The 15,197-nt window shown below is 38.1% G+C and carries 15 protein-coding genes; 4 read left to right on the top strand and 11 right to left on the bottom strand.

Going from position 1 to position 15,197, the window contains the following annotated elements; all coding sequences use genetic code 11:
• Positions 1–30 precede the first annotated feature (30 nt).
• The 3 genes from arcD to SHYC_RS00830 are packed head-to-tail and all read left to right on the top strand — an operon-like array spanning position 31 to position 3,059.
• A complete protein-coding gene (arcD, locus tag SHYC_RS00840) occupies positions 31–1,386 on the top strand; it encodes an arginine-ornithine antiporter (protein WP_231912811.1) in 1,356 nt (451 codons plus the stop codon).
• A 16-nt stretch (positions 1,387–1,402) separates the two neighbouring features.
• Entirely contained in the window at positions 1,403–2,344 is a 942-nt protein-coding gene (gene arcC, locus SHYC_RS00835) for a carbamate kinase (protein WP_039643644.1), read from the top strand.
• Between the two features lie 19 nt (positions 2,345–2,363).
• Positions 2,364–3,059, top strand: a complete 696-nt coding sequence (locus tag SHYC_RS00830) for a Crp/Fnr family transcriptional regulator (protein WP_052257766.1) — start codon at positions 2,364–2,366, stop codon at positions 3,057–3,059.
• Between the two features lie 347 nt (positions 3,060–3,406).
• Here SHYC_RS00830 and SHYC_RS00825 read toward each other — a convergent pair whose 3' ends face one another.
• The 10 genes from SHYC_RS00825 to SHYC_RS00780 all read right to left on the bottom strand — a co-directional run bounded on the left by SHYC_RS00825 (position 3,407) and on the right by SHYC_RS00780 (position 13,053).
• On the bottom strand, positions 3,407–4,756 hold the full coding sequence (locus SHYC_RS00825; protein WP_039643642.1) for a nucleoside recognition domain-containing protein: 1,350 nt from the start codon (positions 4,754–4,756) through the stop codon (positions 3,407–3,409).
• A complete protein-coding gene (locus SHYC_RS00820) occupies positions 4,750–5,859 on the bottom strand; it encodes an NAD(P)/FAD-dependent oxidoreductase (RefSeq protein ID WP_039643641.1) in 1,110 nt (369 codons plus the stop codon). The genes SHYC_RS00825 and SHYC_RS00820 overlap by 7 nt, the downstream gene beginning before the upstream one ends.
• A 144-nt stretch (positions 5,860–6,003) precedes the next feature.
• Complete coding sequence (locus SHYC_RS00815) at positions 6,004–6,771, bottom strand: alpha/beta hydrolase (protein WP_039643639.1); 768 nt, start codon at positions 6,769–6,771, stop codon at positions 6,004–6,006.
• 15 nt (positions 6,772–6,786) lie between these two features.
• Positions 6,787–7,464 carry an ABC transporter permease gene (locus SHYC_RS00810; protein ID WP_039643636.1) on the bottom strand — a complete coding sequence of 226 codons (678 nt, stop codon included), beginning with the start codon at positions 7,462–7,464 and terminating at the stop codon, positions 6,787–6,789.
• A complete protein-coding gene (locus tag SHYC_RS00805) occupies positions 7,464–8,405 on the bottom strand; it encodes an osmoprotectant ABC transporter substrate-binding protein (protein ID WP_039643635.1) in 942 nt (313 codons plus the stop codon). The genes SHYC_RS00810 and SHYC_RS00805 overlap by 1 nt, the downstream gene beginning before the upstream one ends.
• Before the next feature lie 17 nt (positions 8,406–8,422).
• Positions 8,423–9,058 carry an ABC transporter permease gene (locus tag SHYC_RS00800; RefSeq protein ID WP_039643633.1) on the bottom strand — a complete coding sequence of 212 codons (636 nt, stop codon included), beginning with the start codon at positions 9,056–9,058 and terminating at the stop codon, positions 8,423–8,425.
• Complete coding sequence (locus SHYC_RS00795; protein WP_039647453.1) at positions 9,055–10,236, bottom strand: betaine/proline/choline family ABC transporter ATP-binding protein; 1,182 nt, start codon at positions 10,234–10,236, stop codon at positions 9,055–9,057. The genes SHYC_RS00800 and SHYC_RS00795 overlap by 4 nt, the downstream gene beginning before the upstream one ends.
• A 527-nt stretch (positions 10,237–10,763) precedes the next feature.
• Positions 10,764–11,486: a DUF3169 family protein gene (locus SHYC_RS00790; protein WP_039643630.1), complete on the bottom strand. Its 723-nt coding sequence runs from the start codon at positions 11,484–11,486 to the stop codon at positions 10,764–10,766.
• Complete coding sequence (locus SHYC_RS00785) at positions 11,483–11,686, bottom strand: helix-turn-helix transcriptional regulator (protein ID WP_039647445.1); 204 nt, start codon at positions 11,684–11,686, stop codon at positions 11,483–11,485. The genes SHYC_RS00790 and SHYC_RS00785 overlap by 4 nt, the downstream gene beginning before the upstream one ends.
• Before the next feature lie 173 nt (positions 11,687–11,859).
• The gene (locus SHYC_RS00780; RefSeq protein WP_039643628.1) at positions 11,860–13,053 is read right to left on the bottom strand and encodes an FAD/NAD(P)-binding oxidoreductase; all 1,194 of its coding nucleotides are present in this window, start codon (positions 13,051–13,053) and stop codon (positions 11,860–11,862) included.
• A gap of 123 nt (positions 13,054–13,176) precedes the next feature.
• Here SHYC_RS00780 and SHYC_RS00775 point away from each other — a divergent pair, with 123 nt between their 5' ends.
• Positions 13,177–13,785 (top strand): class I SAM-dependent methyltransferase, encoded by a 609-nt coding sequence (locus tag SHYC_RS00775; protein WP_039643626.1) that lies wholly within the window; start codon positions 13,177–13,179, stop codon positions 13,783–13,785.
• 11 nt (positions 13,786–13,796) lie between these two features.
• Here SHYC_RS00775 and SHYC_RS00770 read toward each other — a convergent pair whose 3' ends face one another.
• Positions 13,797–15,188, bottom strand: a complete 1,392-nt coding sequence (locus SHYC_RS00770) for a cryptochrome/photolyase family protein (protein ID WP_039643624.1) — start codon at positions 15,186–15,188, stop codon at positions 13,797–13,799.
• Positions 15,189–15,197 lie beyond the last annotated feature (9 nt).

Here is a 15,197-nt window from a genome sequence, read left to right as displayed (position 1 = left end):
TCTTCACTCATTGGCCTTGTGATAGGTTCTATGATTGGAGGTGGTGCGTTTAATATCATCTCTGATATGGGAAGCCAGGCAGGTGGCCTTGCCCTCATGATCGGTTGGGGTATTACCGCTGTTGGCATGATTGCACTCGCTTTTGTATTCCAAACATTAACAAATGCGCGTCCAGACTTAGATGGCGGCATTTACAGTTATGCACAAGCTGGATTCGGTGACTTTATCGGCTTTTGTAGTGCTTGGGGATACTGGTTCGCGGCATTTTTAGGTAATGTTGCCTATGCTACATTGCTCATGTCTGCAGTTGGAAATTTTTTCCCGATTTTCCAAAAAGGTAATACGTTACCAAGTATCATCGTCGCCTCAATCTTACTTTGGGGTGTGCATTTCTTAATTTTAAAAGGTGTAGAAACCGCCGCATTTATTAATAGTATCGTTACAGTCGCTAAATTAATCCCTATTTTTCTTGTCATCGTCTGTATGATGGTTGTATTTAACTTTGATACATTCATGGCAGGGTTTAGCGGGACATCATCCAACCACATAGAATGGTCCTCTATTTTGTTGCAAGTAAAAAGTATTATGCTCGTAACTGTGTGGATATTTACAGGTATTGAAGGTGCAGTTGTATTTTCTAGCCGTGCAAAACGTAAAAAAGATGTGGGTACAGCCACGGTTATTGGACTCACTTCCGTGCTTATCATTTACTTTTTAATGACGGTACTCGCACAAGGTGTCATTCAACAAAATCATATCTCAGAATTAGGTAATCCTTCAATGTCACACGTGTTAGCACACATTGTAGGCCCTTGGGGTGCCGTATTTGTCAACATCGGACTCATCATCTCCGTGCTCGGTGCGTGGCTTGGTTGGACTTTACTTGCAGGAGAATTGCCGTATGTCGTTGCGAAAAACAACCTTTTCCCGAAATGGTTTGCGAAAGAAAATCGTAACGGTGCACCAATCAATTCATTATTAATTACGAATATTTTAGTCCAACTTTTCTTAATCAGTATGTTATTTACGGAAAGTGCATATCAATTTGCGTTTTCACTCGCATCAAGTGCGATTTTAATCCCTTATATGTTTAGCGCATTTTACCTTGTAAAGTATAACTATTTACAACAAAGCACTTCAGTGACGAAATGGACGATTGGCTGTATCGCATCAATCTATGCACTTTGGTTAATCTATGCGGCAGGCTTGGAATATTTATTACTCACTATGATTTTGTATATTCCAGGCGTCATCGTATTTATTAAAGTACAACACAATCTTAATAAAAAACCGAAAGCTATCGAATGGATTGTCATTGGTTTTATTTTAGTCTTCGCACTTATTGGTATTGTCAAACTGATGACCCACTCCATTACCGTGATATAAGTCAGGAGAGATATTTATGCCTAAAACAATCGTTATCGCATTAGGAGGTAACGCGATTCAAAATAAAGAAGCAACCGCATCAAGTCAACAAGCTGCAATTCGTGAAACGCTTGAAAAACTTGAACCCTTATTCCAATCGGATGCCTCTATTGTGTTTTCACATGGCAATGGACCTCAAATTGGCAATTTGTTGATTCAACAAGCAAAATCTAATAGTTCTGAAACACCAGCCATGCCACTAGATGTATGTGGCGCAATGACGCAAGGTATGATTGGATACTGGCTAGAAACTGAAACGACGCGTGTGCTTCGAAAAGTTGAAAGTAAAAAACAAGTCGCTACGGTCGTAACACGTGTTGAAGTCGATGCACATGACCCCCATCTACTTCATCCGACAAAACCGATAGGACCGTTTTACACGAAAGAAGAAGCAGAAAAATTACAACGGATTGATTCAAAGAGTGTCTATAAAGAAGATGCTGGCCGAGGGTTTCGAAAAGTCGTGCCGTCCCCGCTTCCTGTATCTATTTTAGAACATGAGATGATTAAAACATTACTCGACAACGATAATATCGTCATTGCGTGTGGCGGAGGTGGTATTCCAGTCGTTAAAAAAGAGGACAGTTATGAAGGTATTGAAGCAGTTATTGACAAAGACTTCGCAAGTGAAACCTTAGCAGAATTGATAGAAGCGGACACACTCATGATTTTAACGGCCGTTCCAAATGTATATGTGAACTATCAAACGCCAACCGAAACGATGCTCACATCCGTTGACGTCGCAACATTAAAAACATATATTGAAGATGGACAATTCGCAGAAGGTTCCATGTTACCTAAAATTGAAGCTGCGATTAAATTTATTGGAAATCATCCAAATAGAGAAGTTATTATAACAGATTTAGACAACGCCTACGCGGCAATTGAGAGGGGAACAGGCACGCATATCCATTTATAAATAAAGGACGTTATTTCAAATGAATACGCATTATAAAACGTTAGATACAAAAGACTTAAAAGTTGCGATCCAAACATTTGCGCATTATATTCATGTGTCACCCACACAATTACAAATTTTCGCAGAAGACTTTATTCTGCGTCATTACGATAAAAACCAAGTAATCTATTATGACACCACTGAAATGACGCACCTCAAATTTATCATGCATGGCATCGTATTGAGAGAAGCATTTGCCGATAATGGTGCGCATTACAAATGGCTGAATCGCGCGTATCATTGCTTTCCACTCAACAAACTATTTCGTACACCCTCAGTCGATGAATCATGCATCGCATTAACAGATTGCGACATATTGAGTGTGCCACTATTTTTAATCGAAAAGTTATCAAAACACGATACAGAAGTACTGTCTCGATTTTACGAGTTAATCATTTTAAGTAAAGATCAACACGTTCAGCATAATATGATTTTAAATTGTAAAAATGCGCGTGAAAAAGTCATTCATTTAATCCGTTTGCTATGCGAAAATGTAGGATCAAATCATGAATCCTATTATGAATTAACCCACGCCATTACGATACAATTGCTTGCCGATTTAATTGGTATGTCACGCGAACGCGTAAGTCATATTGTACATTCCTTAATGATAGAGAACTACATTTTTAAAGATAAACATACTTGGATGATTTGTAAAAAGCTATTTCAAACATAAATCATCATCCTCCATTACATTTTGACACTTATAAAACAAGAAGACATTATATTAAACATTCAAACTCTGATGGGTACCCTAGCCTCGCTTTTATAGGCGCGTTACCTTTAAATCTAGAGCGTTACAGAAACCTTTTTGATTTCATGTAATGCTGTAGCAATGAATGCGTAATTCATAGTTTAAATGGCAGAAAGCTGACTAAGCGCGTGCGTTTAGTCAGCTCTGCTTTTTATTTTTAAATACGCTCAAAAATTTCTAGTTATCTTGCTCTCAAAATAGATTTTCGGTTTCGTCTAAGTGAGTTATTGTGCCTTCGCCAAATACATGTGGCTATTAATGCGCTACTTTTACGATAGTGTTATCAGGACATCCCACAATTTTAATAATCCAAACAATGCACATACGATACCTAATGATGTGGCCATTTGTTTGAGTATCAATTTCCCCGCTAACTTTCCACCAAGTTGACGCGCTATCATTGTCATTGTCACAGAACATGATGTCATAGTTGACGCTAGAAATACCACCATTAATAATTGTAACGGCGATAAACTTTGAATTAATGTACCATGACCTGTATTAAACAACAACATACCATCTTTACGTATGATAGAGAAAAAGATGCCCGTCGCAAATTCTGTTGGCAATTGTAAAAGTTGTAATATCGGGGCGAAGACTTTTGCGAGCCAATCTAAAATTGTCGTCAATGATAATAAACTCACTGCAAAACATATACCTAGAAAAATCGGCAACGCTTGTGTCAAAAACATGCGAATACTTACGATGACTTGTTTCATAAATGCATACGTGAGTGGCGATCGCAATGACGCCTGACGATATGTTGGTGCAATGTTAAACGTTGGTTGGGCACGATACCATAAACGGTTATGGATGACGCCTCCTATAAATACGAGCAATAAATAAGGTACAAATAGCCAGCTTACATGCGCCGTATTAAAAATGGACAATGTTGCGCCAATTTGATAACTACAAGATGTTCCGAAGCCAATTAAACTTATACATCGTGCCTGAGTACATTGACTGCACTGATGACCTGCTTCAGCCACCGCCGCAGCGTTACATCCAAAACCTTCTAATACAGGCACGATATCCGTGCCATTCAATCCAATTCGTCGCATTGACGGCTCTATTGACCATATGACAAACTGTTTTAAACCTGAATGGTCTAAAAGTGCGGTAGAAATACTAATAAAAACCACCACAGGCAATGCCCATACAAAAGAATAAGTTCCGAGGGATAAAATACCGTAATCACCAAATAAAATATGTTGTATCCATGGTATTTGAAGCCAATGCGCCCCACTTAACATATCAATAAGTGGCGAAAAGACCGTGTTTTCCAACCACCCTGATAAGTGATATGCAAGAAAGATTGGGATCGCAAACATAAGCACTATCACACCCCATCCATAACAGATGTGTTGCCATTTCGGTGCGTGTTTTTGCTTTTCCTTTACATAGTGTTGGAGTTTGTCGACAACATAACGGGTCTCTTCTGGTGTAGATAGCGCTGGTGTTTTTATGCCAATTTCAAGGCGTTCTGAGATGATTAACCGTCGTAATGTTGCCAGTTCATCACTTGTAAGCCGATGTGTCTGACTTAATCTCAACTGATGAGGACCATCAGGAATCGGCGTTACCTCACCTGTAACAATGTTAAACGTCACTTCTAACATGTGCAATCCACTTCACAACATGCGTAATCATCTAAATACATATTGTTAGCTTTAAAGGATTCAATCGTCGCATCATCCACTGGCAACGCTTCTCGCTTCATCACAATTTCAGCTAGGACAGCAAAGCGTGCGCGAAACTTATAAATATAACACAATATCGCTTCTTCATGACGCACAGTCGCCCCTATTAAAAATACATTAGGATAACGTGTGGATTCGTCTAATTGAGACAATTTCACTTCACCATCTTGAAGCGTAAACAATTGTTGCACCAATGGATTTTGTGTGACATCAAAACCCGTTGCCAAAATTGGAATATTCGGTGTAACAACTGTGTCACCGTTGGCCAGTAAAATGTGATACCCATCGTCATCTTCTCTTGTATCAATCACTTCATGACCGACATGCATTTCGATGTCATGCCCCGCTTCCACTACATCTTTTAACCTTTGATGTGTATAAGGTGATAAACGTACACTAGGATCCGCGTCTTCTTCACCAAATCCCGTTGAAGTGGTATACATTTCAACACTGGCACCATTTTTGGCAAGTTGGATTGCCGCATCGAAACCACTCTCATTGCCTCCAATCACGACATAATGATCTCCTGAAAATGACGTAAAATCATCAATTTCGCTATAATGGCAGCCTACAGTGAAAGGCTGGTTTGGAAACGCATAATCACCAGTTGCCACAAATATATAATCCGAAGTAAACTTACCTCTAGACGTCTCAATTTCATAAATACCGTCTACCAATTGTACACCTGTTACCGTTGTCTCTGTTTCAACGTGTACGCCATAATGGTCGGCCACAATATTAAGATATTCTGCATATGTCTCACCTGACACATGTTCTTCATTAAAAGTAAATGCCGGTGACGTGTCTAATGAAATTGCATTCATATCTGGCATGCCAAAACCGTTTGACGTAAATGATGGTGTAATCGTACGTGTCGATTTTGGCCATTGTTTAAAAGAATGACCAATTGTATTTTTCTCAATAATACAAACTTCTTCCATATTTAACGTTTTGAAAGTGACTGCCATCCCAATTCCCGCTGCACCCGCGCCAATAATCACAACTCGGTGATGTTGGGTCATATATAAAACCTCACTTTATAAATCGTAATAATTACGATTTAATATTATAGACCTTCATCATTCGATTTGCAATGTTTATCAATGTATGACAAATAAAATTAAAAACGCGTCCATTTATGGCTAACCATAGTGAACGCGTTCCTATTATTCCGTTTCTGTCATAAACATTTCAATAATTGTTTTAATTGCTTTATCCCAATAGGCATAATCATGCTCACCCGCATTTGCAATAAATCGGCTCGGGATGTGGCGTTTAGAAATATAGTCATAAAATTGAGCATTACTTTCATATAGTGGGTCTTCAGTGCCACACATCATGACAATTTCCGGAACCACTTTGTCATTTGCAATCGCTTCTTCTACTAGATGATATGGGTCATATTCTGTACCAATAGGATGGTAATCATCACCGGCAATCGCTGCAGGTTTAAAATCAGGGTACACAAACTCGTATACTTGTGAAACATCTATCGCCGAAGATAGAGGCGCTGCCTTGGCGAAACGTTCTCCTGCAGTGAATGCATAACGGAGTGCGCCATAACCCCCCATTGAATGACCTGCAATAAAATGATCCTTTCTTTCTTGTGATAATGGTAATACTTGATGCACATAATCCCACACCTCTAGCACATAGTCATAATAGCTATGACCATACTTCATGTTCGTATAAAAACTATGATCTGCACTCGGCATAATAATCGCTAATTGATGTTTATTCGCATAACGTTCAATACTTGTATAACGCACATAAGACGCGTGATCACTTGATATGCCGTGTAACAATAACAGCGATTTTAATAATTTAGGCTTACAACTCAGATTAAAATAACTGTCGTCTTCTGGCAAAATCACCGTAAATGATTGATGCATACCGAGCGTTTTAGATTTATAATTCATTTCGATTAACGCCACGAAACGTCACTCCTTTTAACTTGATGTCATTGTATTTTTCGTTCGACGATTCAGAGGATCTAACTTCTTCTCTAGCATACGCAAAAGTATATCGACTATCAACACTATAAGTACAATGGGTAATGCACCGGCTAAAATAAAGAGCGTGCCATCGGTCGCATTCGTACCTCGTATAATTAAATCGCCTAGTGTAGGTGCACCGATAAAAGACCCTACTGCAACGACACCGATAGCCACTACGAGCGCAATACGTAATCCCCCTATAATAACGGATAACGAAAGAGGTAACTCTATCATGCGAAGCACTTGATTGCGTGTCATCCCCATGCCTTTACCTGCATCTTTTATGTTAGCGTCAACACCTTGTATTCCTGTATACGTATTTTTAATTATCGGTAATAGTGCATATAAAAAGACGGCAAAAATCACGGTATTCATCCCTAATCCAATGCCTAACATTAAGATTGCTAGCATCGCAATGACAGGAACCGTTTGAATCACATTCGCGAGTGTAATTACCGCAGTCGATAATTTCCCATAGCGCGCGATGATGATACCTAATGGGATACCTACAAGTGCTGCAAATAACACTCCATAAATCGACATTAAAAGATGATTCATAAAAAGTTCCCATAAATAGCCAAAGTTCGTTTGATAATACGACCAAAGTTGTTGTAAAAGATGACCATTCATTATTTTTGGCCTCCTTTGTCATCATCAAAGTAATGATGTTTTTCTAAAAATTTTTGTGCAACAATGGCAGGCTCTTGACCTTGTCCATCTGCTTGATAATTTAAATGTTGCATGTCTTTTGTAGAAATTTTACCTTCTAATTTTTTAATAATCCCTTTAAGCTCTGGACGCTTTTTCAATAATTCATCTGATGCTAAAGGACTTGCGTCATAAGGCGGGAAAAAGTGTTTATCATCTTTTAATACCTTTAAATGATATGCCGCAATACGGCCATCTGTAGAATACCCTACCGCCACATCTAAACTGCCATTTTGAAGTGCATCATAAACGAGTCCAATCTGCATTGGGCGACTATCTCCAAATTTAAACCCATATTTCCGTTGAAATGCTGGATAACCATCTACTTCGCGGTTTTGCCACGTCGTATCCATGCCAAGTCTTAAATCTTTCGCATGTTTTTCAAGATCCGACACTGTTTCTAAATGATATTTTTTTGCGGTTTCTTGTGTCACCATAAGCGCAAATGTATTATCGAAGCCATAAGAATTAAAAAATGTTTGATGGTATTTGTCTTTAAAACCTTTTTGCGTCGCGGCCATTGCTTTTTTTGAATCAATAATTGGCTTCATTTGAAGTGTCCCTGTTAAATCAGTACCGGTATAACGTGTGCCCGACATGTTTGCTTGACCATTCACGATGGCATTATGTTGAATCGTACTTGAGCCCAAGTTATTAATAATTGTCGGCTTAATTTTACCTTTTGTATCATGTTCAATTAATAATCGCACCATATGCGACATGATTTGAGATTCTGACGTTGATAGTGCTGTGATTTGAACTTCATCCGGTGCCGATGCATTTTTCAAGCCTGGCAAACTGCATCCAGATAACACCATGAGACACAGCACAACAACTGCTAAATATTTTTGATAACGTGTCATCATATCCCCTCCAATGTTTATCTAGATACCTTTAAACCTTTAGGCACAATCCACTTTTCAATACGCGACAAACAAAAATCGACAAGTAACGCGAGTGCGGTAATTAAGATGGTCGCCGTAATGATCATATTCGCATCATATAAGTTTAATCCGTTGAAAATGTAATCACCGAGACCGCCTGCACCGATAAAACTCGCAAGTGTCGCCCAACTAATCACGTATACAGACGACAAGCGAATACCACTTAAAATCATAGGTAATGCTAGTGGAAGTTCTACACCTTTCATGAGTTGAAATTCCGTCATTCCCATACTTTTTCCAGCTTCACGTACATTTTTATCAATGCTTTCCACCCCAATGATTGTATTATTTAAAATGGGTAATAACACATAGAAAAATAGCGCGACAATGGCTGGCACCTTCCCCACACCAAATAAAGGTATCATCAACGCTAACACTGCTAATGTCGGTATCGTTTGAAGTACACTGGCAATCGTTAATGAAACTTTTGCCAAACGTTTCGTACGGGTTAATAAAATACCCAGCGAGACGGAGAAAATGATTGCGAGAATGAGCGCAATAACAGAAATATACAAATGTTCCATCGTTTTATTTAATAAATCATTCGCATTATTTACAATAAAATCCATCATTCGCGCTCAACTCCGTCCTTGGTAGAAGTTGTGATGTCTTCGTTTTCGATGTTGTCTCCGTCTGCTTCACCCCATATACTGTCATATACAATATCAACGAGATTCGCACGTGTAATGAGTCCTACGATATGATGACCTTCATCAACAACAGGCACATTACGTACATTTCTTTTTAAAATCGTGCGCACAGAATCTTGTAATTTACTATCAAGTGGCACAGTATATACATCGCGTTGAATGACATCAATGAGCTCTGCGCGTGCACGTAATCCTTGATTAATATCTTCAATGTCTAAAAAGCCTAATAATTTATGTTGATGGTTAACGACAAATAATGTGTCGATACGTTTTCGACGCATCAATTCAACTGCATCATTTAAAGATTGATCCGCCGTTATCGTAATTGGCGTAATCATCGCATCTTCTACAGAACGCAAATTAGGACGGTCTTGAATCAAGCGGTTTTGGCCAATGAAATCACGGACAAAATCATTTGCCGGATGTCTTAAAATATTGTCAGGTGTATCAAACTGAATCACTTTCCCATGAGACATGATGCAGATTTTATCAGCTAACTTAATCGCTTCGTCCATGTCATGTGTCACAAATATAAATGTTTTGCCTAATTGTTGTTGAAGCTTCTTCACTAAGTCTTGTAGCGTATCACGTGTAATCGGGTCTAACGCCCCGAACGGCTCATCCATTAAGATAATATCTTGTTCTGCGGCAAGTGCTCTTACCACACCAATACGTTGTTGTTGGCCACCAGACAATTCAGAAGGATAACGATCCAAATACTCTTCCGGTAAATCTACAAGTTTAATGAGTTCACGTGCCTTCTCATCCTTTTTCTCTTGCGACCACTTTAACAACTTAGGTACAAGTACTATATTTTCTCTTACCGTCATATGTGGCATAAGGCCAATTTGTTGAATCACATACCCAATACTGCGCCGTAATTGCACCGGATTCATTTGGCGCACATCCTTACCGTTAATCATAATTTGACCTTCTGTTGCTTCGATCATGCGGTTAATCATTCGGAGTGCGGTTGTTTTACCACTACCACTCGTACCAATAAATGCGACAAACTCCCCTTGCTGAATGTCTATCGTCATATTGTCTACAGCTTTTTTATTCCCAGCATAGACTTTTGATAAGTTTTTAATACTTAACATATGTCCATTCCTTCCCTTTTTTAAATTTAAATACAAAAAAAGACCCCTTGTGAATGTCATACAAAGCGTACTTAGTAAAAACAAGGCACAACAAGTCCCTAATCATTTATATTTACGATTATTAAGAAAGCACATAACCCAAAACCACCTGATGTATGCACTAAGAAGAAAGATTCCAAATGTGATGTGCCCGTCTTATGTAAACAGTTCACGCTTTAACTATACCAATCGGTTCATTTTTATTCAAATGTTACACAAATATAAAACCAAATCATGCACATTTGCACAATTTGGCTTTAACAATACATATATTTTTTAACATTTAAATATTGGAATAATTGAATGCATGCGTGTGTTGTGAATATGACTTCAGCCGATGCCATACCGCTTTAAATATGTAACCCATCTCGTGCATTTTTACCATGCACATGATATAAATGATTGGCATATTACACAAATGCTTTGATTAAACTAACTTGAGAATTAAACTGATGACACAAGCCACTTTTTCTGATGACTGCACATTTTTATTTGTAGTATTTACGTAATTTTAACAAGTATCCGAGCGAATTATATATAAATAATAAAATGACTATTAACAAACTAAATGATTGGTTGAGATCAAACGTAATCGAAAATAAAAATATGAGCAGAATTGCTAAAAAAAGCCCTATAACATTAAACTGATAGATTTTAAACATAGATAATAATGTAATATGTCTTTCACCTTCATCTTTAATCTCTAATATTTTTTTAGTGTAATCTTTCTCCCCTATTTTAGGATAATTAACATTATATTTTCTATAAAAATAGCCTGATTTGATTGAAGGGATGAAAATGATATACAACGGTACAAAAACGTATAAGATATTTGTTTCTCCCCCGAAACCTCCTATTAAAAGAAATAAGATATAGAGCGCGACGATGATGAGTTGACTATAAAATATAATTTCTGACTTGTTGTACTGTAAGTCTGCTTTAGCAATCAAATCATCTTGTGAGGCATCATTCCCCATCTCACTTTTACGTTTTAACCTCAAAGCATCATTTTGAATCATGAATTGATATAGAATTAACGCAACCAGTAATAATGTCACAGCGATACAAGAAATCATTAAAAAATTAGCTGATTTTGCATAACGTAACTCACTAAAAAAAGCGCGTACAAAATCACTTTCAAAAATAACGCCTACAATACCACCAAAAATGGTTGCCAATATAATTTGTAACGTATACCTACCTTTTTTCATAGATCTCCCTCCTCGATGATAAATACATTTTCGACCGTTTCATTAAATACACGTGCGATACTCACAGCTGTTTTTATGGATGGCATAAACTCATTACGTTCAATCAATGAAATCGTTTGTCTAGATACACCTGCTTTTTTAGCAAGTTGCGTTTGATTATAGCCATCTCGAGCACGTAATTCTTTAAGTCGATTTTTCATACGCATCCACTCCTCACCTGAAATATACACTATTATAGTCAAAATGACAACTATATTTGTCATTGAATTGTATAAAAAAGCTTGGGACTTGTAGCACAGTTGCACTCATAAACCTTTCACCGGTCTCTCATAAAGCAACATTTTGTCCCAAAGCTTTTCATTTAGTTAAACATTTACATCCAACCTTTTAACATGCCATACCAATACATCCGTGGCAATATATCTTTTTTTAACATGTACATACTACGTCGCGGTTTGGCTTGATTAAAAGGCATCGTTTCTTTCGTTTCATGATTGTAATCAAATTCTGCCAAAATAAGTTGATTGTACCCTGTCACAATCGGACAAGACGTATATCCGTCATAATGATGTGTTAACATTTGCCCTTGCATCGCTTGGAGTAAATTGGAGGCTACCACGGGTGCTTGTTTTCTAATTGCTGCGCCTGTTTTAGACGTTGGTGCATTTGATGCGTCTCCTAACGCGAAGACATTTTTAAATTGTGTATGTTGTAAAGTCGATGGATTTACATCAATCCACCCCGCTTCATCGGTTAATGCGCTCTCTTTCACAAATGTCAATGGCCCCATTGGCGGTGTCACATGTAACATATCAAAATGACATGTTTTTTGTTCTCCTGTATCTATATTTTCAAAAGTGGCCAATTGATTTTCCCCATCTATTTCTATTAAATTTGATTTATAATTCACATCTATTCCACGTTGTTGTACTAACTTTTCAAGTTCATTCGAATACTTTTTAACATCAAATAATACTGCTTTAGACGTTTCAAATACTACATTTGTGTGTGCCCTCATCCCATGTTTTCTAAAATAATCCTCTGCTAAAAACATAATTTTCATCGGTGCACCACCACACTTTATCGGTGTGTTCGGATGCGTAAATATAGCCGTACCTTCTTTAAAATTGGCGATTTGATGCCACGTTTCGTTCACGTATTCAGGAGAATAATTAGAACAAACGCCATGTTTACCTATAGTCTGTGGCAATCCTTTAACGTGTGACCAATTCAGTTGCAGTCCAGGACAAACGACTAAATACGTATACGTGATGTCTTCATCATTTTGTAAATATACCTTATTTTCATTAGGTGCCATCCGTTTAACAGCTTGCCGAATCCAGTTCACCCCTTGTGGGATAACGTCTCCCATGGGCTTTCGCGTTGCTTCTAATTTTGATACACCTGCACCAACCAACGTCCATAACGGTTGATAATAATGATTGGCGGCAGGATCAATAATAACAACACTCCCTTTTAATTCAGGATTTTGTCGAACTAATCTTGATGTCACCATTATCCCTGCTGTCCCACCACCAATGACAACGACTTCAAAATGTTGGCTCATCATTTCACATCCTTATATTATAATAATGAATTCATATTACGCTATTACCCTTTTTCAAAATGATTGACACGTTTTGCGTTGGGTATATCATGAAAGACGTAAGCGTAATAAGGAGGTGTCACAATGAATCATTGGGATGAAAAATATCAAGGTGAAACGTATATTTATGGCAAAGATGCCAACATCTATCTCACATCCATGTTTAAAAACCACACTGATACCCATGAAAAGGTAGTGTTATTTGCTGAAGGTGAAGGCCGTAATGCGGTGTATCTTGCTGAACTGGGATATGACGTTACCACATATGATACGTCTAAAGTGGGAATTGAAAAGCAACAGCGATTAGCGGCAGAAAAACAAGTTAAAATCCATGCTATGTATGGCGATATTACTCAAGAAACTGACATTCCTCATGAAACATTCGATTATAGCGTGAATATATTTGGTCATGTCCCTAGTGAAGGAAAGAAGATGATGTTTTATAACCTGGTAAACGCGCTCGTTTCAGGTGGACATAGTTATTTTGAATTTTACGCAAAAGCGCAACTTCAACTGGACACAGGTGGCCCTAAAGATAAAGACATGTTATATGATGAAGCTGAAGTACGCGCAATATTAAAGCAATTGCCAGTTCGTGTACACTTCTTGGCAGAGCGAAAAGTAATCTGGCACGAAGGTACAAAACATAAAGGAGTCGGCATCGTCATTCAAGGTCATATTGAAAAAACGTAGTACGCCTTGTGCTACGCTTTTTCATCTTCACACAATGATTTAAATACCGTCATCACACGGTCACGCGCCGCCTTATGATCAACAATGACCTCTGGATAGTCTTCTCCAATTGTGATGTGATAGGTATCGTTTAATACCTCTCGATACGCTGATGGATTATGAATATATTTGGCGGGAACAGTGTCAAATAACGGGAATTCTGATTTAACAAAATTGCCTTGTGCGTCAAAACGTTCGCTTTGACGTACCGGATTAAACATTCTAAAATACGGCACCGCATCCGTTCCTGTTGATGCAGACCATTGCCAACCATGAACATTAGAGGCATTGTCATAATCTATCAGTTGTTCTCGAAAATAAGCTTCTCCCCATGTCCAATTAATCAAAAGATGTTTTGTTAAAAATTGTGCAACCACCATACGCAATCGATTATGCATGCAACCTGTACGACGTAATTTCTTCATTGCAGCATCCACAATGGGATAGCCTGTCTCGCCAAGCTTCCACTTTTCAAACGCCACTTCATCATTAGACCACGGTAAATGACGATATTTTTCATTAAAGGCATGTCGCGCCGTCTGCGGATAAGCGACCATTAATACATAGTAAAATTCTCTAAATATCAGTTCTCTTATATACGCCTCATATTGAGATGGTGACGCCTCGTACCCTTCTAAAAGATCACTCAAGACTTCATGAATATCCATTAACCCATACGCTAAATAACGACTCATACCGCTCACATAAGTATGTGTTAGGTTTTGGGTCAATTGCTTATATTTTACGATATCGTGCTGTAAGAAATCATTCCAGTGCGCACGTGCTGTCGCTTCCATATCCTCGGCATCATTGTAGTAAAGGTTGTATGCATTGTCTCCCTTTTCAACGACATGGCTTAACGCTTTGAGCGTATAATTGGGTGTACGGATATGCACAATTTTTGACCGATGCGCTTTATAAAAATGGGTAAATACTTTATACGGTTCCCCTTGCTTATTTGTCGTTTGGCGCGGATTAAAATAATGATTTGCCCGAAGCCCAATGACGTCAATACCACGCTGTTCAAATGCGCGTTGAACGTGCGGAAAGTCATAATTCTCATGGTGATAACTCATCGTATCACTTGCTAATAAAATGTGTGTGACACCGATAGATTCCGCTAAATCTCCAAGCGCTTCATACGGCACAATATGCGGCGCAATATTGTTCTGTTTTAACTGATTTAAAAATCCCTTTACTACAGCCATATAGTCGTTAAACTTTATTCGTGACGCATCCGACATTTCTTCAATGGGAATAATAAAGTGAACGGTTTCATACTTGTCATGATGGTCATACACATATTGCAATAATGGATTCTGTTTCACACGGTACACACGATTTAAAATGACACCTAACTTCATTCAAAGGCC

This window comes from Staphylococcus hyicus, from assembly GCF_000816085.1.
In the GTDB taxonomy this organism is placed as follows: Bacteria; Bacillota; Bacilli; order Staphylococcales; family Staphylococcaceae; genus Staphylococcus; species Staphylococcus hyicus.
Note: the sequence above shows the minus strand (reverse complement) of the source record. Positions and strands in the feature narration are given on the sequence as shown.

Coding starts and splice junctions, on each gene's coding strand:
- arcD (WP_231912811.1), top strand. CDS start 31: ATGATTGGAGGTGGTGCGTTTAATATCATCTCTGATATGGGAAGCCAG.
- arcC (WP_039643644.1), top strand. CDS start 1,403: ATGCCTAAAACAATCGTTATCGCATTAGGAGGTAACGCGATTCAAAAT.
- SHYC_RS00830 (WP_052257766.1), top strand. CDS start 2,364: ATGAATACGCATTATAAAACGTTAGATACAAAAGACTTAAAAGTTGCG.
- SHYC_RS00825 (WP_039643642.1), bottom strand. CDS start 4,756: ATGTTAGAAGTGACGTTTAACATTGTTACAGGTGAGGTAACGCCGATT.
- SHYC_RS00820 (WP_039643641.1), bottom strand. CDS start 5,859: ATGACCCAACATCACCGAGTTGTGATTATTGGCGCGGGTGCAGCGGGA.
- SHYC_RS00810 (WP_039643636.1), bottom strand. CDS start 7,464: ATGAATGGTCATCTTTTACAACAACTTTGGTCGTATTATCAAACGAAC.
- SHYC_RS00805 (WP_039643635.1), bottom strand. CDS start 8,405: ATGACACGTTATCAAAAATATTTAGCAGTTGTTGTGCTGTGTCTCATG.
- SHYC_RS00800 (WP_039643633.1), bottom strand. CDS start 9,058: ATGATGGATTTTATTGTAAATAATGCGAATGATTTATTAAATAAAACG.
- SHYC_RS00795 (WP_039647453.1), bottom strand. CDS start 10,236: ATGTTAAGTATTAAAAACTTATCAAAAGTCTATGCTGGGAATAAAAAA.
- SHYC_RS00790 (WP_039643630.1), bottom strand. CDS start 11,486: ATGAAAAAAGGTAGGTATACGTTACAAATTATATTGGCAACCATTTTT.
- SHYC_RS00785 (WP_039647445.1), bottom strand. CDS start 11,686: ATGAAAAATCGACTTAAAGAATTACGTGCTCGAGATGGCTATAATCAA.
- SHYC_RS00780 (WP_039643628.1), bottom strand. CDS start 13,053: ATGAGCCAACATTTTGAAGTCGTTGTCATTGGTGGTGGGACAGCAGGG.
- SHYC_RS00775 (WP_039643626.1), top strand. CDS start 13,177: ATGAATCATTGGGATGAAAAATATCAAGGTGAAACGTATATTTATGGC.
- SHYC_RS00770 (WP_039643624.1), bottom strand. CDS start 15,188: ATGAAGTTAGGTGTCATTTTAAATCGTGTGTACCGTGTGAAACAGAAT.